We start from the raw sequence: 22,209 nt of genomic DNA, 5'->3' as shown, positions 1-22,209 counted from the left end.
TGGCATGACCACCGGAGCACGAGGTCGTAGGGGAAGACGCACCTCGGTCTCCAGGAGGTCTTACGTGCCCACGCGTGGCGTCATATACGTTCACTCGTCACCGCTCGCCGTGTCGTCGCACGTCGAGTGGGCGATCGCTCGCGTCCTCGGCGCGCCGGTCCGCCTCGAGTGGTCGGTGCAGCCTGTCGAGCCTTCGGCCCGCCGGGCGCAGTGCTCGTGGTCCGGCGCGACCGGCACGGGCGGAGAGCTCGCGGCCGCGCTCCGGCAATGGCCCATGATCCGCTTCGAGGTGACCGAGGAGCCGAGCCCCGGCGTGGACGGGGAGCGGTTCATGCACGTGCCCGGCCGTGGCCTGTTCCACGGCTCGACCAGCGCCAACGGCGACATCGTGCTGTCCGAGGACCGGCTGCGCGCCCTCGTCGCGAGCGCGCGCGGCTACGAGACCCTCGCGCACACGCTGGAGAAGGCCCTGGGCGCCCCCTGGGACGCCGAGCTGGAGCCGTACCGCCACGCCGCCGACGGCGTCCCGATGACCCTGCTCACCCGCGTCGGGTGAGAGATCTTCGTTGCACGGTCATGATTGAGTGGGCGGGTGCCGAGTCCCACGCGCCGCCTCCTGCTGTCCATGACGGCCCTCGCGCTGCTCGCGGGCGGCTGCTCCGACGGCGGCCGGCGGGGCGCCGACCCGCGTGACAGCGGCCCGGTGTCGGCGCTGGTGCCGGGGGCGGACCCCGCGAAGCAGGCGGCCGAGATCGCCGGGCGCCTGTCGGACGAGGAACTGGTCGGACAACTCCTGATGCCGTACGCGTACGGCAACGCCGCCGACAAGGTGTCCTCGGGCTCGGCGTCGGCCAACCGCACGTATGCGGGGGCGTCCACGCCGGCCGAGATCGTCAGGAAGTACCACCTGGGCGGCGTCATTCTCGTCTCCTCCAGCGCCGACGATCCCACCGCGGGGACCAACAAGACCACGAACGTGGAGTCGCCGGCCCAGGTGGCGAAGCTCACGGCGGGCCTGCAGCAGGCGGCCCTGAGCCTGCCCGCGCGGCTGCCGCTGTTCATCGGCACGGACCAGGAGTACGGCCAGGTCACCCGCGTCCGCGACGGCATCGTGCAGCTGCCGGCGGCGCTCGCGTTCGGCGCGGCGGGCGACCCGAAGCTCACCGAGGCGGCGTGGAAGGCGGCCGGCACCGAGCTCGCCGCGATCGGCCTCAACGTCGACTTCGCCCCGGACGCCGACGTGCTCGGCACCCAGCCCGGCGGCGTGATCGGCTCGCGCTCGTTCGGCAGCGACCCGGCGAAGGTCGCCCCGCAGGTCGCGGCGGCCGTGCGCGGGCTGCAGGCGGCCGGCGTCGCCGCGACCGTCAAGCACTTCCCCGGCCACGGGCACACCACGACGGACAGCCACAGCAGCCTGCCGGTCCTCTCGCAGAACGTCACGGCGCTGGAGTCCGGCGACCTCCCGCCGTTCACCGCCGCCCGCGACGCCGGCGTCGGCCTGATCATGTCGGGCCACCTCGACGTGAAGGCGATCGACCCCGGTACCCCGGCCTCGTTCTCCGGCAAGGTGCTCACCGACCTGCTGCGGGGCAAGCTCGGGTACACCGGCGTGATCGTCACCGACGCCCTCAACATGGCCCCGGCCGAGCAGTGGGGCCCGGGCGAGGCGGCGGTACGCGCGATCCTGGCCGGCAACGACGTGCTGCTGATGCCGCCGAACCTCGGCACGGCGTACAAGGGGCTGCTGGACGCGGTCAAGTCCGGCCGCATCACGAAGCAGCGGCTGGTCGACTCGGTGACGCGGATTCTGGCGCTGAAGCTGCGGCTGGCCGCGGTACCGAAGCCGGAATTCAGCGTCGTGGACGGGCCGGACGGCAAGAGCGCCGCCCGCGCGGGCGCCGCGGCCGCGATCACCGTTCTGCGCGGGAAGTGCACCGGCGCCCTGGTCACCGGCCCGGTCCGGGTCACCGCGGCCGGCGCGGACACGGCCAAGGGCTGGCTGGAGGAGTCGCTGAAGCAGGCGGGCGCCGAGGTGGTCACGCAGGGCGGCGCGGAGGTACGCCTGGTCGGCTACGGCCGCGGCTCCGCGGACCTGTCGCCGTCGGCGGCGGTGACGGTCGCGCTCGACACGCCGTACGTGCTCGGCTCGGCCAAGGGCACCCTGCTCGCGACGTACTCGGGGTCGCGCGCCTCGATGTCCGCGCTGGCCGACGTGCTGCTGGGCAAGGCGAAGGCCCCGGGCCGCTCGCCGGTCCCGGTGTCGGGCCTGTCGCCGACCGCGTGCGCCTGAGCTCGTACAAAGCGCGCTTTCCCGAAAAGTCGGGCGCTCCGCGCCGCGACTTTTCTGACTTTTCGCCTGACGGGGTATAAATCCGATATGTCGCGGCGCGGAGCGCCCGACATATCGTGGCCTGCGCCCGGGAGGAGCTGCGTGCCCGACCGTGAGTGGCGCGCGGCGCCGGCCCATCCGGGAGGACCTGCGTGCCAGAAAATCGTGGCCTGCGCCCGGGAGGAGCTGCGTGCCAGAAAATCGTGGCCTGCGCCCGGGAGGAGCTGCGTGCCCGACCGTGAGTGGCGCGCGGCGCCGGCCCATCCGGGAGGACCTGCGTGCCAGAAAATCGCGGCCGGCACCCAGGAAGACCTGTGTGCCGGCCGCGACCGGAAGGAAAAGCTAGACGCGCGCGAAGACCAGCGCCGCGTTGTGCCCGCCGAACCCGAAGGAATTGTTCAGCGCCGCCGGGATTTCGATGTGCCTCGCCTTGTGCGCCGCCACCTCGAGGTCCAGGCCGTCGTCCGGGTCGTCGAGGTTGATCGTGGGCGGTACGACCCCGTGGTACACGGCCAGGATCGTCGCGATCGACTCGACCGCGCCCGCTGCGCCCAGGAGGTGCCCGGTCATCGACTTGGTCGACGTGAGGATCGGGTGGTCGCCGAGCGCGCGGTGCAGCGCCTTGATCTCCGCGAGGTCGCCGACCGGCGTCGAGGTCGCGTGCGCGTTGACGTGCACGACGTCGGACTTGACGATGCCGGCGTCGCGGAGGGCGAACTCGATCGCCCGCACCGCGCCGTCGCCCTCGGGGTGGGGCTGCACGATGTCGTACCCGTCGGAGCTGATTCCGGCCCCGGCGAGCCGGGCGTAGATGCGGGCCCCCCGCGCGCGGGCGTGGTCGGCGCGCTCGAGCACGATGGCCCCCGCGCCCTCGCCGAGCACGAAGCCGTCGCGGCCCTTGTCCCAGGGGCGGGACGCGCCCTCTGGGTCGTCGTTGCGCACCGACATGGCGCGCATGGCGGCGAAGCCGGCGATCGGCAGCGGGTGGATGACGGCCTCGGTACCGCCGGCGACGACCACGTCGGCGCGGCCGAGCCGGATGAGGTCGAGGGCGTGCGCGATGGCCTCGGCGCCGGTGGCGCAGGCGCTGGCCACGCAGTGCACGCCGGCGCGGGCGCCGAGCTCCAGGCCGATCCAGGCGGCGGGCCCGTTGGGCATGAGCATCGGCACGGTGTGCGGGGAGACCTTGCGGGGTCCGCTGGCCTCCAGGATGTCGTCCTGGTTGAGCAGGGTCTGGGCGCCGCCGATGCCGGTGCCGACGCTGACGGCGAGCCGGTCCTTGTCCACCTCCGGCGAGCCGGCGTCGGCCCAGGCCTCGCGGGCGGCGATGATCGCGGTCATCTCGCTGCGGTCCAGGCGGCGGGCCTGCACCCGGTCGATCTTCTCCGTCGGCTCGACCGCGAGTTGCGCGGCGATCCGGACGGTCAGCTGCGCGGCCCAGTCCTGGGTCAGCGGCCCCACGCCGGACTTGCCGGCGAGCATGGCGTCCCAGGTGGACGGCACATCTCCACCGAGGGGAGTGGTGGCCCCCAAGCCGGTGACGACGACCTCAACACTCACTGCTCAACAACTCCTCAACGGCTGACCTGGTGTGCCGGGGCCCCGGTCGGGACCCCGGCTTTGGTTCAGGCCTGCGACTTCTCGATGTACGAAACGGCGTCGCCGACGGTCTTGAGGTTCGGCACCTCGTCGTCCGGAATCTTCACGCCGAACTTCTCCTCGGCCGCCACGACGACCTCGACCATGGACAGCGAGTCGACGTCGAGGTCATCGGTGAACGACTTCTCCTCGGCGACGTCGTCGGGGTTGACCCCGGCGACCTCCTCGAGGATCTCGGCGAGGCCTTCGGCGATCTCTTCACGGGTGGACATAGAGCTTTCCTTCCTAGGGTTGACGCGCTCGTCGATGAAAGATGAACAGACCGCTACGGGCAGTAGATGACTTGACCCGCGTACGTCAGGCCCCCGCCGAACCCGAAGAGCAGCACCGGCGCACCGGAGGGGATCTCGTGCCGCTCGATCGCCTTGGACAGGGCCAGCGGGATGCTCGCGGCCGACGTGTTGCCCGACTCGACGAGGTCCTTGAGGATCACGGCGTTGGGCAGGTCGAGGCGCTTGACGATCCCGTCGATGATCCGCGTGTTGGCCTGGTGGGCGACGAACGCGGCGATGTCCTTGCCCTCCACGCCGGCCCGGTCGAGCGCGGCCTGGGCGTAGGGGGCGATGGCCGTGGTGGCCCAGCGGAAGACGGCCTGGCCCTCTTGCTTGATGTACGGCCGCCAGCCCTCGATCTTGAGCACGTCGCCCTTCTCCGGCGCCGAGCCCCAGACCACGGGGCCGATGCCCGGCCGCTCGCCGTCGGCGACGGCGCTGACCACGGCCGCGCCCGCGCCGTCGCCGAAGAGCACGGCAGTGGTGCGGTCGGTCCAGTCGACCACGTCGGAGAGCTTCTCGGCCCCGATGACCAGGGCGTTGCGGGCGGCCCCGGCCCGGATCGCGTGGTCCGCGCCGGCCAGGCCGTAGCAGAAGCCGGAGCAGGCGGTGTTGAGGTCGTAGGCCGCCGGCGCGTTGATGCCGAGCTTGGCCGCCACCCGGGTGGCCACGTTCGGGCAGCGGTCGACCGAGCTGCAGGTGGCCACGATGACGGTGTCGATGTCGGCGGCGGTGAGCCCGGAGGCCGCGAGGGCCTTGCCGGCCGCGTTGATCGCCATGTCGGCGACGCTCTCGGCGCCGGCCACGCGCCGCTCGGCGATGCCGACCCGGTCGCGGATCCACGCGTCGTTGGTCTCGATCACCTTGGACAGGTCGTCGTTGGTGACCACCTGGGGCGGCTGGTAGTGGCCGAACGCCAGGATCTTCGATCCGGCGGCCGGAGTGGCCGGGGTCATAGTTGGCCTCCAATGCGGGCGAGCGGCCGGCCGGGGGCGACCGGGTCGTCGTGGTGGGCGAGCCACTCGGTGAGCACGCCGGCGCCGGGCGCGGCCACGTCGACGGGGCCGTGTGCAGTCTGCACGCTCCCGATGACCTGGCCGGCCTCGACACGGTCGCCCTCGGCAAAAGCCGGAGTGAAGGTCCCGGCGCCGGTGGCGACGGCGACGCTGTCCCCGGAGGCGCCGGGTGCGGCAACGGCCGCCGAGCCGTGGCGCGCGATCGCGTCGCGCGCCTTGGCGAGGTCGTCCGGCGTGTTGACGGTGACGATCTCGATGCCCTTGAGCGCCCGCTTGGCCAGGCCGGCCAGGGTGCCGGCCGGGGCGAGCTCGACGATCGCGGTGACGCCGAGGTCGGCGAGGGTCTGCATGCACAGGTCCCACCGCACGGGGGCGGTGACCTGGCGGACCAGGCGCAGCAGCATGGCCGGGCCGTGGCCGACCGGCGTGCCGTCACGGTTGGAGAGCAGGATCTTTTCGGGGGTACCGGCGGTGATGCCCGACGCCACCGCGGCGAGCGCGGCCTCGGCGGGGGCCATGAACGGCGTGTGGAACGCCCCGGCGACCTGCAGCTTGATCACCTTGGCCCGCGCGGGCGGCTCGGCGGCGAACTTCTCCAGCCCCGCGAGCGACCCGGCGGCGACGATCTGGCCGGCCCCGTTGCGGTTGGCCGCGTAGAGCCCGGCGGCGTCGATCGCCGCGACGACCTCGTCGGGCTCGCCGCCGAGCACGGCGCTCATCCCGGTCGGCTCCAGCGCGCAGGCGGCGGCCATCTCGCGGCCGCGCACCCCGGCGAGGGTGACGGCGGCCTCGGGGCTCAGCACGCCGGCCAGGGCCGAGGCGGCGAGCTCGCCGACGCTGTGCCCGGCGACGACCGCGGCGTCGTGCAGCGGCAGGTGCTCGGCGGTCAGCAGCGCGGCCGCGACGAGCAGCGGCTGCGTCTTGGCGGTGTCCTTGATCTCCTCGGCGTCGGCCTCGGTGCCCAGGTGCACCAGGTCGACCCCGGACAGCGCGGACCACCAGCGCAGACGGGCCTCCACGCCGGGCCGGGCGAGCCAGGGGGCCAGGAAGCCGGGCTTCTGCGAGCCTTGGCCGGGAGCGAGTACGGCGAGCACGTCTATGACTGTTCCGGATCCCCTACCGTCCCGCGGTAGCGCGAGACACCAAAGTGAACGACCTCACTTGTAGGAACCCTACAAAAGATCGCGTGGTGTTGTGCCAACAGCACCGCGCCGTTACCCGTCGCGGCCCGTTGTTCACGTCCCGGACAGGATAAACGGGCAAATCACCCCGAGGTGGGCGGGCTCGCCGCGGCCGGGGCGAGCGGGTCCAGCCGGCCGATGGTCAGCGCGATGCGCAGCGCGAAGGCGTCCCGCGGCACCAGCGGGGTGAATCCGGTCACCTCGCCGATGCGCCGCAGCCGGTACCGCACCGTGTTCGGATGCACGAACAGTCCCCGCGCGGCGCTCTCCAGCACCCCGCCGCCGGCGAAGAACGCGTCGAGCGTCTCCAGCAGCTCCCCGCCCGCCCGCACGAGCGCGCCGTAGACCTCCTGCCGCAGCATCCGCCGCGCCTCGGCGTCGCCGGCGAGGGCGCGCTCGGGCAGCAGGTCGGAGGCGGCCACCGGCCGGGGCGCGGCGGGCCAGGCGGGCGCGGCGCGGAAGCCGGCCAGGGCCGCGCGGGCGGACTCGGTCGCCTCGTCCAGCGACGGTACCGCCGGCCCGACCACGACCGGCCCGTCGCCGAACCCGACCAGCAGGCGCTCGGTCGCGGCCATCGGGTCCGCGGCCCCGCCGAGCACGACCACCAGGCGGTCGCCGTGCACGCCGCCCAGGATCTCCACGCCGATGCGGCGGGCGGCGCGGTACACGGTGTGCAGTACCGCCGCCGCCTCCCCACCCGGCGAGCGGCCGACCGCGACCGCCACCGGGGGCGCGTCGGCCCAGCCCAGCGCGGCCGCGCGGCTGGCCAGCACGTCGGAGGAGTCCCCGCGCAGCAGCGCGTCGACGAGCAGGGCCTGCAGCCGGGCGTCCCAGGCGCCGCGGGTCTCGGCCGCCCGGGCGTACACGCGCGCCGCCCCGAAGGCGACCTCCCGGCTGTAGTACAGCACCGCCTCGCGCAGCGCGCTCTCCTGCCCGGGGGCGGCCAGGGGCTTCAGGTGCTCCTCGACGACCTCGATGGTGACCCGGATGAGCTGGACCGTCTGCCCCAGGTTGATCGAGCGGGCCAGGGCGCGCGGTGCGGCGTCGAAGAACTCCTCGGAGTTGTCCGGCGGCGCGGGTCCGTCCTGGTCGCGGTTGCGCAGCCACTCCACCAGCGAGCGCACCCCGGCCTGGGCGACGAGCATCACCCAGGCCCGCTGGTCGGCGGGCAGCTCCCGGAACCACAGCAGCGTCTCGTCCATGCGCGCGACGCTCGCCGTGGCGAGCGCGCCCGCGGCCCGCTCGATCGAGCGGACGCTGTCCTCCAGCGGGCCCGGCGCCGCAGGCGGCCTCGCGTCAAGGCCGCCCAGCACCTCCGGCAGCTCCGGAAGGTCCGGTCCCAGGTCGTTCACCCGCACAGCTTTGCACGGCCGGCTTCACCGGTCCGCGCGAGCCGAAGCCGCCGGCTTCACCAGGCTGCCGTGAGCCGAAGGCGCCGGCTTCGCCGGGCTGCCGTGAGCCGAAGGCGCCGGCTTCGCCGGGCTGCCGTGAGCCGAAGGCGCCGGCTTCGCCGGGCTGCCGTGAGCCGAAGGCGCCGGCTTCGCCGGGCTGCCGTGAGCCGAAGGCGCCGGCTTCACCGGCCCGCCGTGAGCCGAAGCCGCCGGCTTCACCGGGCTGCCGTGAGCCGAAGCCGCCGGGCTCACCGCGCCGCGGCCAGCCAGAGCCGCCCGTACACGCTCGCCGTCCGCCCCGTCGCCCGCAGCCCGTTGGTACCGTCGACGAGCCGCCGCCCCCACGCCGTCAGCCGCCCGGGCCGGTAGCCGGCGACCACGTCGAGGTACTCGTACTGCGGGCTGTTGCCACTCCACGACCAGCCCAGGTACCCGAGCCCGTACGTCTGGCAGAACGCCATGATCGCGTCCTCGTCGGGGTCGCCGTACTCGTGGATCGACGAGAACTCCCCGACGACGATCGGCAGCCGCTGCGCCACGAAGTGCCCGAGGTACGCCGCCACCTTCTCCGCGGTGTCGAACGGCCCGTACATGTGCACGTCGAAGACCACGTTGCGCTGCGGGTCGCTGGCGAACACGGCGTCGGCGTGGTCGTACATCACCCGGAACGCGTCGTTGCCCCAGTTCGGCGCGTCGACCATCAGCGCGTGCGTGAACCCGGCCTTGCGCAGCCGGGCGATCGCGGCCTCGGTGTTGTCGAGCCAGTCCGCGTCCACCGCATGGCCGGACGGCTCGTTGGCGATGTTCAGCACGACGTACGACTCCTGGTGACGCAGCACGTCGCGCAGGGTGAGCCAGTAGTCGACGGCCTCGGTGATGGTCGCCGCGCCCGGCTGGGTGCCGTAGCCCATCGTGTCGTGCACGTCGAGCACGCAGATCAGCCGGGCCGCCTTGCACCGCGACACGATCGACGCGACCTCGCTCGGCCGCGTCGCCGGCCACTCGTGCCCGGTACCCAGCGCCACCCGCACCGCGTTCGCCCCGGTGGCGCGGATGTCGTCGAAGACCGACGCCGGACCGTGCCCGAACGCGTACCCGTGGTTGACCCCGCGCAGCACGAGCGGCTCGCCGCCGGCCTCGGTCAGCCGGCCGCCGGCCACGTGGATGCCGTCGGTCGCGCCGGCCCGCGCCGGGGTGACGTACGCCGCCCCCAGCAAGGCCAGGAGCAGCGCGGGAAACGCCGACCTGACCACCATCCGTTTGACCACGGGTGAGGCGCTACCCGGGCCGGTGCCATCCACCCGTTGTCCGAGGGTGATTCGGCCGCGCGGGGATCGACCGCCCTCCCTGGCGCAAGGTAGCGTGAGGCGCACGCAGCGTGCGAAAAGGGAGTTCCGTGGAGTCCAAGGCAGCCGAGATCGCTGCTGAGCAGCAACATTTCGACCTCGCCCACAAGCACCGCGAACGGGCGCGCGCCGAGCTGGGGGAGACCCCGGACGCCGCCGCCAACGCCGGCGCGGGCCGCTGGCTGGCGGGGTTCCGCCGCGGCCGTCGCGACGCGCTCGCCGGCCCCGACCAGGACGTCGCCTTCGGGCGGGTCGACCAGGCCGACCGGGAGTTCTTCTACATCGGCCGGGAGTCGATCTTCGACGACCAGCGCCAGGTCCTGGTCGTCAACTGGAAGACCCCGATCGGGGAGCTGTTCTACGAGGCGTCGCACGAAGATCCGCGCGGCCTGGCCCGCAAGCGCACCTTCACCACCGAGGCGAACCGGATCCTCGACTTCGAGGACCTGGTCTTCCAGCAGCTGGCCGCGGCGGTCGAGGCCCTCGACGGGCCCGACGCGGCGCTGCTCGGCGAGCTCGACCGCGGCCGCACCGGCGAGATGCACGACATCGTCGCCACGATCCAGGCCGCGCAGTACCAGCTCATCCGCTTCCCGCTCGAACACTGCCTGGTCATCGAGGGCGGCCCCGGCACCGGCAAGACCGCGGTCGCCCTGCACCGGGTCTCCTGGCTGCTCTACAACGAGCAGGACCGCCTCCGCCCGCGCGACGTGCTCGTCGTGGGCCCGCACCCGGCCTTCACGAGGTACATCCGCCGCGTTCTGCCCTCGCTCGGGGACACCGACGTGGAGCAGGTCGACATCGACCAGCTCGGGCCGCCCGTGCAGCGGGGCCGGCAGGAGGAGCCCGCGGCCCACCGGCTCAAGGGCGACTCCCGGATGGCCGGGTTCCTGGCCCGGGCGCTCGAGGCCCGCATCGGCGCGCCCGAGGCGGCCGAGCGGATGCTCTTCGACGGCCGTTTCCTCACCCTCACCGGCGCCGAGGTGGCCGAGGCGGTCGCGGCCGCCCGCCAGTCCGCCGGCCACTACGCGCTGCGCCGCCAGCGACTGCGCGCCCGCCTCGCCGAGCTCGTCCGCGACCGCGGCGGCCCGCTGGAGGCCGAGCGCCTGCCCCCGGTGGAGAACCTGCTGGAGCGGCTGTGGCCGCTGCAGAGCCCGGCCGCGTTCCTGCGCAGCCTGTTCGGCTCCCGCACCCGCCTCGCCGCGGCCGCCGCCGGGCATTTCACGGAGGAGGAGACGCTGCTGCTGTACCGCCGCGGCGCCGACCGCCTCTCCGCGCAGGTCTGGAGCGCGGCCGACGTACCGCTGCTCGACGAGCTCGACGAGCTCGTCAACGGCGCGACCGGCCGCTACCGCCACATCGTGGTGGACGAGGCCCAGGACCTCTCCCCGATGCAGCTGCGCGCGATCGGCCGGCGCTCCGCCAACGGCTCGTTCACCCTGGTCGGCGACCTGGCCCAGTCCACCGGGGCCTGGGCCCGCGACTCCTGGGACGAGGTCACCGGCCACCTGCCGGCGCTGCAGCCGCGGGTGCTGCACAGCCTGCGCTACGGCTATCGCGTGCCCCGCCAGGTGTACGAGCTGGCCGCGATGCTGCTGCCGATCGCCGCGCCCGGCGCCGAGCCGATCCGCGTGGTGCGCGACGGCCCGCAGGACCCCGGCACCCACGTCGTCGAGCCGGTCGAGCGGGCCGGCCGGGTGGCCCAGATCGCCCGCGAGCACCTGGACGCCGGCCGGTTCGTCGGCATCATCTGCCCGGCGGTCCTGCGCGCCGAGCTCGAGTTCGCGCTGCACGCCAACGACCTGCCGTGGGGCCGCGCCGACCAGGGCGAGCTCGACCGGGCGCTCAACCTCGTCTCCCCGCAGGAGGCCAAGGGCCTCGAGTTCGACGCGGTGATCGTGGTCGAGCCGGAGGAGATCGTCGCCGAGGACCCGCGCGGCCACCGGCTGCTCTTCGTCGCCCTCACCCGCACCATCCGCTACCTCGACATCGTGGCCAGCGGCGACACCCTGCCGCTGGAGTCCCCGCGCGACGTCACGAACCGCATCCCGCGCCAGCGCCGCGTCATCGAGCCCGACCCCGACCCGACCGTCGAGCTCTCTTTGCTCGACCGCCTGGCCGAGGACCTGGCCGCGATGGTCGCCGGCGGCTCGCCGCCACCGCTGTGGGACGAGGTGCTCCAGCGCACCGCGGCCCTGCTGGACGAGCGAGCGGGCCGCGACCGGCCGAAGGGCCGCCACAGCCGATGAGCGTCGTGCCCGCCCTGCGCGGCGGCCGCGGCCGACCACCGAAGGGCCGCCACCGCCGATGAGCGTCGTGTCCGTCATCAACTACAAGGGCGGCGTGGGCAAGACCACGATCACCGCGAACATCGGCGCCGAGCTGGCCGCGCGGGGCCGCAAGGTGCTGCTCATCGACCTGGACCCGCAGGCCAGCCTGACGTACTCCTTCTACCGCCCCTCCGACTTCGACGAGCAGCCGACGATCCGCGCCTGGTTCGAGGCGTTCATCGCGACCCGCGCCCCGGAGCCGCTGTTCAAGTACGTGCTGGCCCCGCACGCGGTCAACGCCCTCGTCCAGCCGCTCGGCGGCAACCTGCACCTCATCGCCTCCCAGCTCGGCCTCGTCGACGCCGACCTGGACCTGGCGGCCGGCCTGGGCGGTTCCAGATTCCAGAAGAGCAGTCCGCGGTACCTGCAGGTGTACCGCCTCCTCGCGGACGCCCTCGCGGACCAGTCGTTCAACAAGTACGACACGGTGCTCATCGACTGCCCGCCGAACTTCAACCTCGTGACGCGCACGGCCCTGGTGGCAAGCGACCACGTGGTCGTCCCGGCCCGCCCCGACTACCTGTCGACCCTGGGCATCGACCTGCTGCGCACGCGCCTGTCGGCCCTGGTCGAGGAGTACAACTCGGTCGCCGGCCACCCGATCAACCCCGAGATCGCCGGGGTGGTGTACACCATGGTGCAGTACACCGCGAACGGCCCCTTGAACACGCAGCAGACCTCGGTCCAAGCCACGACGGAGATCGAGATGCCGGTCTTCCGCCAGACGGTCCGCGACAACAAGTCGGCCGTGACGGAGGCGGGCCTGCGCGCCGTCCCGGTGGTGCTGGCACCGCCGGGCACCCCCGCGATCGAGAACCTACGATACGAGTTGCAACAGCTGACGAGCGAGTTCCTGGCGCGCACGAGAACCTGAGCGGAGCTTCCATGACCGACCCGGCCGACCTCGCCCACGAGGTGCTGCTCCGCGTAGCCGCCTTCGTGAAGACCCTCCCGGCCGACCAGCTGGCCGACCTGGCCTCGGGCGCGGCGAAACTGGAGCTGGTCCCGAAGGGCGGCCGCCCCGCCCGGCCCCCGGCGGCGGCTCCGGCCTTGTCGCGCCCGGTGAGCGAGATCGAGTCGATGCTGTCGCAGCTGGAAACCCGCCAGGCCGCGATCCAGTACGTCAACGACCTGAAGCTGACCGTGCCCCAGACCAAGGAACTGGCCAAGGTCCTGGGCGTGGCGGCCCCGGCGAAGTCGACGAAGGCCGCCCTGGTCACCGCGATCGTCGACGCCAAGGTCGGCCGCCGCCTGGACAGCCTGGCCCTGAGTTCCTAGCTCGCCGCCGCTCGCGGTGGGGGAGCTTCGCTCCACCCACACCCCCCTCAAGACCTTCGCCGGCGCCCTCGAATGCCAACAGCGCATCACGCTGGTTGGTTTTGGCGACAGTTCGTCGTAATCTTTACGACAGGTAGTCGCGAAAGAAGGTGGGCACAGTGACTGAGAAGCTGGTTGTCGTGACCGGGGCGTCCACGGGCCTGGGTGCGGCCGTCGCCCGCCGGCTGGCCGGGCCGGGGTACCACGTGCTGGCCGGTGTCCGGCGCGACCGTGACGCCGACGCCATCCGGTCGGCCGGCGTCGAGCCGGTCATCCTCGACATCACCGAGCCCGGGCACGTGGCGGCGCTCGCCGCGCGGGTCGGCGGTGACCCGCGCGCGCTGCACGCGGTCGTCAACAACGCCGGCATCCAGGTGAACGGGCCCGTCGAGGCCCTGCCGATGGAGCAGTGGCGGTGGGTGTTCGAGGTCAACCTCTTCGGCCACGTCGCCGTGACGCAGGCGCTCCTGCCGGCGCTGCTGCGCAGCCGGGGGCGTGTGGTCAACATCAGCTCGATCGGGGGGCGGTTCGCGCTGCCCACCTACGGCGCGTACGCCGGCGCGAAGTTCGCCCTCGAAGCGGTGAGCGACTCGCTGCGGCGGGAGGTCGCGCCGCTGGGCGTGCAGGTGGTCGTGGTCGAGCCCGGCGGCGTGCGCACGGAGATGGCCGGCCGCGGCGTCGCGACGGCGAACCGGCTGGCCGCGCAGATGACGCCGGAGCAGGAGGAGCGCTACGGCGGCCTGGTCCGGGCGATAAACACGATGATGGCCGAGGGCACCGCCTCCGGGCTGACCGCGGACGCCGCCGCCCGCACCGTCGCGAAGGCCGTGACGACCCGCCGGCCGCGCACCCGGTACACCATCGGCCGTGACGCCGCCGTCCTCGTCCGACTGGCCCGGGTGCTGTCCGACCGCGCCCTCGACCGGGTGAGCGCGGCCACCGTAAAGCGGTACCACCCGAAGCCGGCCACCGTGTGACCGGCGGGGGAGGATGACCGGATGCCGCGGATCCGGGGAGCCAGCATCGAGCAGCACCACGAGATGGTGTGGGCCGGCCTCACCGAGGCGATGCGGGAGCTGCTGCTCGAGCGCGACTACGACTCCATCACCATGGGCCACATCGCGGCCCGGGTCGGGCTCGCCCGCAACACGCTGTACAACTACGCGCGCGACAAGAGCGCGCTCGTCCTCGCGCTGAACCAGCGGGGCGGCCGGGCCGCGGTCGAGCGGGTGGCCGCGATCGCCGCGCGCCGCGACGACCCGGCCCCGGCGCGGATGCGGGAGATCGTCGCCGTGGTCCTGGAGGCGTTCACCGACCGTACGCTGCAGCTGATGTTCCGGCCGGGTGCCGAGATGCCGAAGGGGCCGGACAACCCGTTCCTCGCGATCGTGGTCGAGGTCGAGAACGTCGTGCGGGACGGCATCGCCCGCGGCGAGTTCCGCGACGTCGGCGACGTGCAGCTCGCGGTGGAGCTGCTGTCCGGCGTGATGCGCGCGGGCGCGGAGCGCATCGGCCGGGACCCGGACGCCTTCGCGGCGACGGCCCGCGCGGCGCGGGAGATGGTCCTCGGGTCGCTGGCGCCCCCGGATCAGGCGGCGACGGGGAACCGGATCTGATCCGGCCGGCTCAGGCGGCGGCCGGCCGGATCTGATCCGACCGGCTCAGGCGGCGGCCGGCCGGACCTGATCCGGCCGGCTCAGCGGCGGGAAGGCGCCGGCCTCGTGCAGGGCCGCGAGCACTTCGGCCGAGGCCGAGTGGACCAGGGCCTCACACATCGGGGTGTACCCGCGCCGGCTCCGGGCGTTCACGTCGAGGCCCGCGGCCAGCAGGCGCGGCAGGAGCTCGGGATGCTCGAACTGGTGGATGCGGTGCAGCAGGGTCCGGCCCTTGGCGTCGCGCAGGTGCGGGTCCAGGCCCGCGTCCAGCAGCGCGAGCACCACCCGGCCGCCGCCGTGCTCCATGTGCCGCCACAGCTCGGCGCGGTACTCCCGCAGCCGCCTCGGCATATTGCCGGCCCCGCCGTGCCAGATGCGCTCGGCCTCGACGCAGCCGCCGACGGCCCCGCCGAGGGCACGCATCGTCGCCTCGCGCCGCCGCTCGTCGTCGGTGTGGGGGTGCAGCAGCTCGAGGTGGCCGGCCCGCAGCGCGATCCAGTGCCAGTCGCGGCCACAGCGGACCCGGACCCGCTCCTCGCCGGCGAAGCCGCCGGGCAGCAGGGACCGCGCGAGGCCGCCGGGCAGGGACCGCGCGAGGCCGCCGGGCAGGGACCGCGCGAGGCCGCCGGGCAGGGACCGCGCGAGGCCGCCGGCGGCGCCGGGGAACAGCGCGTCGCGTACCAGCGGATGCAGCTCGGCCGCGTCGATCCGCCCGTGCCGCACCAGCTCCGCGTCGACCGGCCCGCGCAGCAGTTCCGGATGCAGGCACGGCTCCGCGCCCGGAGCCCGCGCGCCGGTCGTGTCGCGGGTGACCCGCAGGCGGTCCGCGGCCACCTCGAGGCGCAGATGCCAGTCGCGCCTCCCGGAAGCCCGCTGAAACTGTACCGTCCGCAGCGCCCACGACTCCCGCCCGAACTGGGCGGCCAGGCGCCGCACCTCGCGCGCCGCGAGCCACGGGTCCGCCGGGCCCAGCATCTCCATCCCGGGCAGCCCCCACGAGTCGATGACCGCCTCGTCGACGGTCCACCCGGCCGCGGTCCACGCCTCGACCGCCCCGAGACCGTGGATCTCCGGCTCGGCCCGCAGCTCGCCGGCCCGCCGGGCATCCCAAAAATGCGGCGGCAGCGGTACCACCAGCCCCTCGGCCAGGTCGCCCGCGCGCCCGGCGTGCAGGGTGAGCCGCTGCGACCCCGTCGACCAGTCCGGCGAGCGGATCTCGAGTACGACGGTGTCCGCGCCGACCGGGCCGTCGGGCGCCAGCACGTACCGCAGCCCGGCCGCGAGCGTCGCCGAACCACCCCGCGAGCGGGGCAGGTGCCAGCGCAGCAGATCGGGCGCGAACCCGGCGAGCAGCTCGGCGGCCTCCGGCCCGGGCTCGCCGAACGCGACAGTGACGCGGGCGGCGGCACAGGCGGCGCGCCAGTCGCCGCGCTCACGGGCCGCGGTGCACTCGGCGATCATCCAGCCGGGAACTGCGTACCGGCGGACCAGCCGCCAGTGGTCCAGCTCCGCGAACGGTCCGCCAGCCACCCGTGCCACACCCCCCGAGCCAGGCCTGAGCGGCGAAGCCGACCGGACTCGAACCGGCGTCCTCCTGCGTGATGTCAAGGCGCGACGACCTCTGCGCTACGACTTCGCCGCGCGGATGATACGCGAGCCGCCTATCGCGCGGCGGGCCCGAGCCCTCGCTGCGTGTGAGCCGGCTACTCCGCGGCGTGCGGGCCGAGCGCCGAGCGGCGTGCGGGCCGAGCGGGCCGAGCGGCGTGCGGCGTGCGGGCCGAGCGGGCCGAGCGGCGTGCGGCGTGCGGGCCGAGCGGCGTGCGGGCCGAGCGGCGTGCGGCGTGCGGCGTGCGGGCCGAGCGGCGTGCGGCGTGCGGGCCGAGCGGCGTGCGGCGTGCGGGCCGAGCGGCGTGCGGCGTGCGGGCCGAGCGGCGTGCGGGCCGAGCGGCGTGCGGCGTGCGGCGTGCGGCGTGCGGCGTGCGGCGTGCGGCGTGCGGCGTGCGGCGTGCGGCGTGCGGCGTGCGGGCCGAGCGGCGTGCGGGCCGAGCGGCGTGCGGGCCGAGCGGCGTGCGGGCCGAGCGGCGTGCGGGCCGAGCGGCGTGCGGGCCGGCTACTCCGCGGCGGGGCGGATCGGCAGCAGCGTCCGGCTGCGGCCCGGGCGCGGGTACGCCTCCGCGGCGGCCGCGAGCCTCGCCGCATGCTCGCGCTGGCGCTGCCAGTGGCCGTACAGCGCGCCCTGCTGCGAGAGCCGGTCCACCGCCCGGATCGTCTCGGGGTCGACGTCGCCGGGCGCCGCGTCGCGCCACGGCGTGCCCGGCAGCGGCATGAACGTGTGCGCGTGGATGCGCGCACCGAGCGAGGCCAGCTCCGTAGCGAGCTTGAGCGAGGCGTCGACGTCCTCCTGATCCTCGCCGGGCATGCCGAAGATCATGTCCACGTTGATCCGGAAGCCTTCCTCGATGCCGAGCCGGGCCGCCCGCCTGACCTCCTCGACCCCGTGCCCCCGCTTCGCCGCCTCGAGCACCCGGTCGGACCCGGACTGCGCCCCGACGATGATGTTGTTGTTCGCGCAGTACTTCTTGACGAGCCGCAAAGCAGAACGGCTGACGTGCTCGGGCCGGATCTCGCTGGGGAACGAGCCGAAGAAGACGCGCCCGTTCGGCCCGATCCCCTCCTTGCACGACGCGAGCAGCTCCTCGACGGCGTCGAGGTTCGGCGACTCGTCCTGGCTGCCGTACGACAGCGCGGTCGGCGTGATGAACCGGACGTCACGCAGGCCGCGCTCGCGCATCTGGTCGACGTGCCAGCGCACGTTCTCCACACTGCGATGCCGGAACCGCGCCGAGAACATGAACGGCGTCTGGCAGAACCGGCACGAGAACGCGCAGCCGCGCGTGATTTCGAGGGCGTTGAAGCGCTGCCAGCGCAGCGAGAAGCCGCGGAAGCGGTCCAGCGGCAGCCGTTCCGGCCGCCCGGTCTTGACCACGTTGCCGGCGGCGTCGCGGTACGCCAGGCCGGTCACGCCGGTCGGCTCGCCACCGGCGTCGACGAGCTTGAGCAGCGTGGTCTCGCCCTCGCCGATGGCGGCGACGTCCCAGCCGGCGTCGAGGGTCTGGACGGGTTCGGCGGTGGCGTGCACCCCGCCGGCGACGTGCAGAGCGCCCGGCGCCGCGGCCTTGATGGTGGTGAGCTCGGCCGCGAGGGCCTCGGCGTCGGGGGAGTAGAACGACCACAGTACGAGCACCCGTTTGGCCCGCCCCAGCGAGGAGACGATCGCGTCGATCGTGGCCGAAGGCGACTCGGCGAAGACGACCTCGTACGCCGTGGCGGTCTCGTGCTGCTCCAGCGCGCCGAGCAGCACGTGGAAGCCGTACGTGACGGCCTTGCGGTACCGCAGCACCAGGATGAGGTCGAGGGAGCTCACCAGCCCATCCTGCCAGCCCCCGGGTCAGGTGTAGGAGATGGCCGGGGGGCGGTCGCCGCGCAGGGCCCGCCCGATGAACTCGAAGAACCGGTCGGCCTCCGAGCCGAAGGGGTTGTCCGCGACCATGTACGTCCAGGTGGACGACGGGCGGCGCAGGCCCAGGTCGGCGAGGGTCGCGGCGTCCTCGGACGCGGCCGCGAGGGTGTCCCGGGTGGCGGCGGCGGCCTCGTGGGCGAGGGTGCGGAAGTCGTCGGTGGCGATGAGGTTGAACTCCTCCAGGGGGTCCTGCCGCCCGAGTACCCGCAGGTGGATGCCCTCGCGGAGCTCGGCCAGGAGGTTCAGGTGGCGGGCCCAGGCGCGGTCCAGGTGGTACAGCGCCACCTCGACCGCCAGGGAGCGCCGGGCCGGGCGGGTCCACCGGCGCGGTTCGTCGGAGCCCGCGGGCCAGATGCGGGTCAGGTAGTCCTCGAGCGCGGCCGGGTCGGCCAGGAGCGCCTCGCGGGTGGTGAGCACGAGCCGGCGGTGCTGGTCGGTGGCCGTGTGGTAGCGGCGGGTGGTGCGGTGCAACTGCAGGAGCTTGCCCTCGGCGACGCGCTGGGCGTGCTCGTACACCTGGCGGAACCTCTTGTCGTTGATCCGGCCGTCCGGGTCCACCGAGCGCGGGTCGAGGCCGATGATCAGGTGCTCGGTCACCACGTCGTCGTCGAGGCTGGTGTAGAACACGGAACGGCCCGGGTCGCCCTGCCGGCCCGCGCGGCCGCGGAGCTGGTGGTCGAGGCGGGCGCTGTCGTACCGCCCGAGGCCGAGCACGAGCAGCCCGCCCGCCTCGGCGGCCCGTGGCCCGAGCCGGATGTCGACGCCGCGGCCGGCCATCTGGGTGGACACGGTGACCGCCCCGTGCTCCCCGGCGCGGGCGATGATCTCCGCTTCGGCGGCGTCGTTCTTGGCGTTGAGCACGACCGCGGCGACGCCGCGGGCGGCCAGGAGCCCGGCGAAGCGCTCGGAGTCGGCGACGCTCGCCGTGCCGATGAGCACGGGCTGCCCGGCCTCGTGCGCGGCCTGCACCCGGCCGGCCGCGGCGGCGTCGCGCCGCTCGGCGGTCAGGTACAGCCGGTCGCGCTCGTCGACGCGGATGCCGGGCCGGTTGGTCGGGATCGTTCCGGTGCGCAGGTGCAGGTCCTCCGCCAGGCGTTCGGACGCCTCCAGCGCGGTGCCGCTCATCCCGGTGACGACGCGGTAGCCGCGGGCCACGGTCTCGACAAGCATCTGGTCGAGCACCTCGGCCTGCGCGGTCACCGCGATGCCCTCCTTGCGCTCGATCGCCGCGTGCAGGCCGTCGGGCCACCGCTGACGGTCGGCGACCCGGCCGCGGGCGTCGTTGATCAGACGCACCTGACCGTCGGCCACGATGTAATGCACGTCGCGGTGTACCAGTGCCTGCGCGTGCAACGCCACATGCGCGGCGGTCAGCAGGCCCACCTGGTCCTCGGCGTACAGGTCGTCGACGCCGAAGTGCTCCTCCAGCGCCCGGATGCCCGCCTCGAGCAGTGACACGTTGCGCCCCTCGCCGTCGACCTCGTACTCGACGCCCGCCGTCATCGCCGCCACCACCCCGGCCAGCGGGGCACCCTCCGGCCGCGGTTCGGCGTCGCCGGCGAGCACCAGCGGGACCATCGCGTCGTCGAGCAGCACCGCGTCGATCTCGTCGATCACCGCCGCGTCCAGCTCCGGCACCAGCCGCTGCGCATCGGCCGGCCGTTGCCGGTCCCGGAGCAGGTCGAACCCCACCTGGTGCACGGTCGCGTAGACCACGTCGCTGCGGTACGCCGCGTGCCGCGCGGCATGGTCCATGCCGTCGACCACCGCCGCGCACGACAGGCCGAACGCCGCGAACAGCGGCGCCCCCGCGCGGGCATCCCGGCCGGCCAGGTAGTCGTTGGCCGAGAGCACGTGCACCCGCCGGCCGGTCGCGGCCAGCCCGGCCGCGACGAGGAACCCCACCAGCGTCTTGCCCTCGCCGGTCGCCATGTCCACCACACGCTCGCGGAGCATGCTCACCGCCGCCGACAGCTGCACCCCGAACGGCTCGAGCCCCAGCCGGCGGCGCGCGACCTCGCTCGCCACCGCGAGCAGGCCGACCAGGTCGCCGTCGTCGGCGAGGTCCGCCGTCGCCGCCGACCGGGCGCGTTCGAGCAGCGCCTCCTCGCCGAGCCCGGGCAGCGCCGCCCGTTCGCGCCGGACGGCCTCGACCAACGGGTCGAACCGGCGCAGGTTCGCCGTTCCCGGCTCCTGCCGGAACCGCCGCACCAGTACAAAGGCCCGCCGCCACGACGACGGGTCACGCAACTGCTCCAGCCGGCCCATGACCCCAGGCTAGCCCGGCAGCGACGGCCGTCTACCGGTCCTCGAGCCAGACGACGATGCCGGTCAGGCCGGTGAGGACCGCGGCGGCGCCGGCCCGGATCGCCGCGTCGCAGCGCTGGGCCGTGAAGGACGCCGCGTCATACGTCGAGGAGGCCCCCAGACCCTCCCCGCGGAACGACGCCCCGGCCCAGTCGACCGCCGTCACGTTGTGGGTCGGCTCGGCGAGCTCGGCGCCCACCACGAGGAACGGCTGCGACAGGTGGCTCGCGGTGATGACGGCCAGCGGGTCGACGAGCTCGTTGCCGGCACTCACGACGAGGTCCGGGTGCATGTCGACGGCCCTGACGATGTCCGGGACCGGGTCGGCGCCCACGGTCACCGTGCGCAGGTCCGCGTGCGCGGCCGCGGCCCACCCCCGCACCGCGGTGACCAGCGCCGTCGTCGGTCCGTCGGTGCCCTTGGTCAGCAGGACCACGCGGTAGCCGCGCGCCGGCTGCACGCCGTCCCACGAGCCGGGGACCGGCGTTATCGTGCCCTCCGGGGTCGGCGGCGCGGACGGGTCGACGAAGCCGGGGCCGAGGGTGCCGACCGGCGACGGCATGGGCCGGGGCTCGGCCCAGCCGTCGGTCCCGGCTCCGCAGCCGGACAGCAGCAGGGCGACCGCCAGGCCGGCCACGAGGCGTCTCACGACACGGAATACCAGCAGACGACCGGCAACCCATTCAACCGGTCGGAGAAGACGTTCTTGATCGGTTCGCCCGGGAAGGGGCCGGAGTTCACCTACGCCCTGCAACGTGACGCCGCGTGTCCCGCCTTGCCGTCGTGGGTTTCGCCGCCGCGCTGGTCGCCCTGCTCTGGAGCGGCCCGGCCGGCGCGCACGGGTTCTCCTCCACGGTGTACGCCGGCGTGACGGCCGCACCGCACGGCGTGCACACGCGGCTGCAGCTCGAGTACGACCTCCTCGTCGTCTCCACCGCCGACGCCGGGCACGACGACGCGCTGTTCCGGGCGGGCACCGCCGCGTTCGAGGCCGGCGACGTCCCGGCCATGGCGGCGGCCCTGAACGCGCACGCGGAGCCGGCCGGCCGGTACGTGACCGAGCGCTTCACCGTTCAGGGCTGCACCGCGGCCCCGGCGCCCGCCTTCACCATGGGCGAGCAGGAGGGCGTGCCGTACGCGACGCTCGAGGTCGACTGGGCGTGCCCGCCGGCGAGCAGCCACACCGTGCGCAGCGCCCTGTTCCCGGACGGCGAGGGCTACGTCAAGGACGTCAAGACGATCGTCACGTACGACCTGGACGGCAAGCGTGGCAGCGCCGCCCTGGACGGGCAGCACCCCGCGTTCGACACGAGCCAGGCCTGGTACCAACGGTTCTGGGAGTTCTTCCGCCTCGGCGCCGAGCATCTGCTCACCGGCGTCGACCACATCCTGTTCCTGCTCGCCCTCATCGCCGGCTCCCGGCGCCTGCGCGACATCGTCCTGGCCGCCACGAGCTTCACCCTGGCGCACTCGGTGACCTTCATGCTGGCCGCGCTCGGCCTGGTGGCGGTGCCGGCGGGCGTCGTGGAGCCGGTCATCGCCCTGTCCATCGCCGTGGTGGCCGCGATGAGCGCGGTGAACAAGGAGGTGACCGGCCGGGCCCGGCTCGCCGTCGTGTTCTGTTTCGGCCTCGTCCACGGTCTGGGATTCGCCGGCGCGCTGGGCATCGACGAGCCGTTCTCGTGGACGCTGCTGTGGTCGCTGCTGGTGTTCAACGTCGGCATCGAGGCCGTGCAGCTCGGGCTGATCGGGCTCACCTTCCCGCTGCTGCTCCGGTTGCGCCGCAAAGCCCCCATAACCGGGCGTTGGGTGACGGGGGCCATCGCCGCGGGCGTCGCGGCCATGGGGCTGGTGTGGTTCTTCCAGCGCCTCTAAATGGGCGTCCG

General features: G+C 74.1%; 18 protein-coding genes and 1 tRNA gene. 8 read left to right on the top strand and 11 right to left on the bottom strand.

Features of this window, described 5'->3' with window-relative positions:
• Positions 1 to 64: 64 nt before the first annotated feature.
• Entirely contained in the window at positions 65 to 556 is a 492-nt protein-coding gene (locus ACPPVO_RS52315) for a DUF3145 domain-containing protein (RefSeq protein ID WP_426506801.1), read from the top strand.
• Between the two features lie 69 nt (positions 557 to 625).
• Positions 626 to 2,290 carry a glycoside hydrolase family 3 protein gene (locus ACPPVO_RS52310; RefSeq protein WP_426514858.1) on the top strand — a complete coding sequence of 555 codons (1,665 nt, stop codon included), beginning with the start codon at positions 626 to 628 and terminating at the stop codon, positions 2,288 to 2,290.
• Between the two features lie 381 nt (positions 2,291 to 2,671).
• On the opposite strand, the gene fabF is transcribed toward ACPPVO_RS52310, so the two are convergent.
• From fabF to ACPPVO_RS52280, 6 genes are all read right to left on the bottom strand, one after another.
• Positions 2,672 to 3,889, bottom strand: coding sequence for a beta-ketoacyl-ACP synthase II (gene fabF / locus ACPPVO_RS52305; protein ID WP_426506799.1), 1,218 nt, complete (start codon positions 3,887 to 3,889; stop codon positions 2,672 to 2,674).
• A gap of 65 nt (positions 3,890 to 3,954) precedes the next feature.
• On the bottom strand, positions 3,955 to 4,200 hold the full coding sequence (locus ACPPVO_RS52300; RefSeq protein ID WP_223097536.1) for an acyl carrier protein: 246 nt from the start codon (positions 4,198 to 4,200) through the stop codon (positions 3,955 to 3,957).
• Between the two features lie 53 nt (positions 4,201 to 4,253).
• Complete coding sequence (locus tag ACPPVO_RS52295; RefSeq protein WP_360370050.1) at positions 4,254 to 5,216, bottom strand: beta-ketoacyl-ACP synthase III; 963 nt, start codon at positions 5,214 to 5,216, stop codon at positions 4,254 to 4,256.
• Positions 5,213 to 6,370, bottom strand: coding sequence for an acyltransferase domain-containing protein (locus ACPPVO_RS52290; protein ID WP_426506796.1), 1,158 nt, complete (start codon positions 6,368 to 6,370; stop codon positions 5,213 to 5,215). Before ACPPVO_RS52290 ends, ACPPVO_RS52295 begins: the two co-directional genes overlap by 4 nt.
• Positions 6,371 to 6,540: 170 nt before the next feature.
• Positions 6,541 to 7,770, bottom strand: a complete 1,230-nt coding sequence (locus tag ACPPVO_RS52285; protein ID WP_360370249.1) for a PucR family transcriptional regulator — start codon at positions 7,768 to 7,770, stop codon at positions 6,541 to 6,543.
• A 326-nt stretch (positions 7,771 to 8,096) separates the two neighbouring features.
• Positions 8,097 to 9,104, bottom strand: coding sequence for a cellulase family glycosylhydrolase (locus tag ACPPVO_RS52280; RefSeq protein ID WP_426506795.1), 1,008 nt, complete (start codon positions 9,102 to 9,104; stop codon positions 8,097 to 8,099).
• A 140-nt stretch (positions 9,105 to 9,244) separates the two neighbouring features.
• Here ACPPVO_RS52280 and ACPPVO_RS52275 point away from each other — a divergent pair, with 140 nt between their 5' ends.
• The 5 genes from ACPPVO_RS52275 (at position 9,245) to ACPPVO_RS52255 (ending at position 14,457) form a co-directional block, all read left to right on the top strand.
• Positions 9,245 to 11,443, top strand: coding sequence for a HelD family protein (locus tag ACPPVO_RS52275; RefSeq protein ID WP_426506793.1), 2,199 nt, complete (start codon positions 9,245 to 9,247; stop codon positions 11,441 to 11,443).
• 58 nt (positions 11,444 to 11,501) lie between these two features.
• Complete coding sequence (locus ACPPVO_RS52270) at positions 11,502 to 12,398, top strand: ParA family protein (RefSeq protein WP_426506791.1); 897 nt, start codon at positions 11,502 to 11,504, stop codon at positions 12,396 to 12,398.
• Between the two features lie 11 nt (positions 12,399 to 12,409).
• The gene (locus tag ACPPVO_RS52265) at positions 12,410 to 12,802 is read left to right on the top strand and encodes a hypothetical protein (protein WP_426506790.1); all 393 of its coding nucleotides are present in this window, start codon (positions 12,410 to 12,412) and stop codon (positions 12,800 to 12,802) included.
• Between the two features lie 158 nt (positions 12,803 to 12,960).
• On the top strand, positions 12,961 to 13,818 hold the full coding sequence (locus ACPPVO_RS52260; protein WP_426506788.1) for an SDR family NAD(P)-dependent oxidoreductase: 858 nt from the start codon (positions 12,961 to 12,963) through the stop codon (positions 13,816 to 13,818).
• 21 nt (positions 13,819 to 13,839) lie between these two features.
• Positions 13,840 to 14,457: a TetR/AcrR family transcriptional regulator gene (locus ACPPVO_RS52255; protein ID WP_426506787.1), complete on the top strand. Its 618-nt coding sequence runs from the start codon at positions 13,840 to 13,842 to the stop codon at positions 14,455 to 14,457.
• A gap of 45 nt (positions 14,458 to 14,502) precedes the next feature.
• On the opposite strand, the gene ACPPVO_RS52250 is transcribed toward ACPPVO_RS52255, so the two are convergent.
• The 5 genes from ACPPVO_RS52250 to ACPPVO_RS52230 all read right to left on the bottom strand — a co-directional run bounded on the left by ACPPVO_RS52250 (position 14,503) and on the right by ACPPVO_RS52230 (position 20,972).
• A complete protein-coding gene (locus tag ACPPVO_RS52250) occupies positions 14,503 to 16,026 on the bottom strand; it encodes an ankyrin repeat domain-containing protein (RefSeq protein WP_426506785.1) in 1,524 nt (507 codons plus the stop codon).
• Positions 16,027 to 16,059: 33 nt separating this feature from the next.
• Positions 16,060 to 16,132: transfer RNA gene (locus ACPPVO_RS52245), tRNA-OTHER, on the bottom strand.
• Between the two features lie 474 nt (positions 16,133 to 16,606).
• The gene (locus ACPPVO_RS52240; RefSeq protein ID WP_426506783.1) at positions 16,607 to 17,920 is read right to left on the bottom strand and encodes a TIGR04013 family B12-binding domain/radical SAM domain-containing protein; all 1,314 of its coding nucleotides are present in this window, start codon (positions 17,918 to 17,920) and stop codon (positions 16,607 to 16,609) included.
• A gap of 24 nt (positions 17,921 to 17,944) precedes the next feature.
• Positions 17,945 to 20,284 carry an accessory Sec system translocase SecA2 gene (secA2, locus tag ACPPVO_RS52235; RefSeq protein ID WP_426506781.1) on the bottom strand — a complete coding sequence of 780 codons (2,340 nt, stop codon included), beginning with the start codon at positions 20,282 to 20,284 and terminating at the stop codon, positions 17,945 to 17,947.
• A gap of 31 nt (positions 20,285 to 20,315) precedes the next feature.
• Positions 20,316 to 20,972, bottom strand: coding sequence for a hypothetical protein (locus ACPPVO_RS52230; protein ID WP_426506779.1), 657 nt, complete (start codon positions 20,970 to 20,972; stop codon positions 20,316 to 20,318).
• Positions 20,973 to 21,088: 116 nt separating this feature from the next.
• On the opposite strand from ACPPVO_RS52230, the gene ACPPVO_RS52225 reads away from it, so the two are divergent.
• The gene (locus ACPPVO_RS52225; protein ID WP_426506777.1) at positions 21,089 to 22,198 is read left to right on the top strand and encodes a HupE/UreJ family protein; all 1,110 of its coding nucleotides are present in this window, start codon (positions 21,089 to 21,091) and stop codon (positions 22,196 to 22,198) included.
• Positions 22,199 to 22,209 lie beyond the last annotated feature (11 nt).

The organism is Dactylosporangium sp. McL0621, assembly GCF_049995355.1.
In the GTDB taxonomy this organism is placed as follows: domain Bacteria; phylum Actinomycetota; class Actinomycetes; order Mycobacteriales; family Micromonosporaceae; genus Dactylosporangium.
The sequence above is the reverse complement of the archived record's forward strand: the minus strand, read 5'-3'. Positions and strand labels throughout refer to the sequence as shown.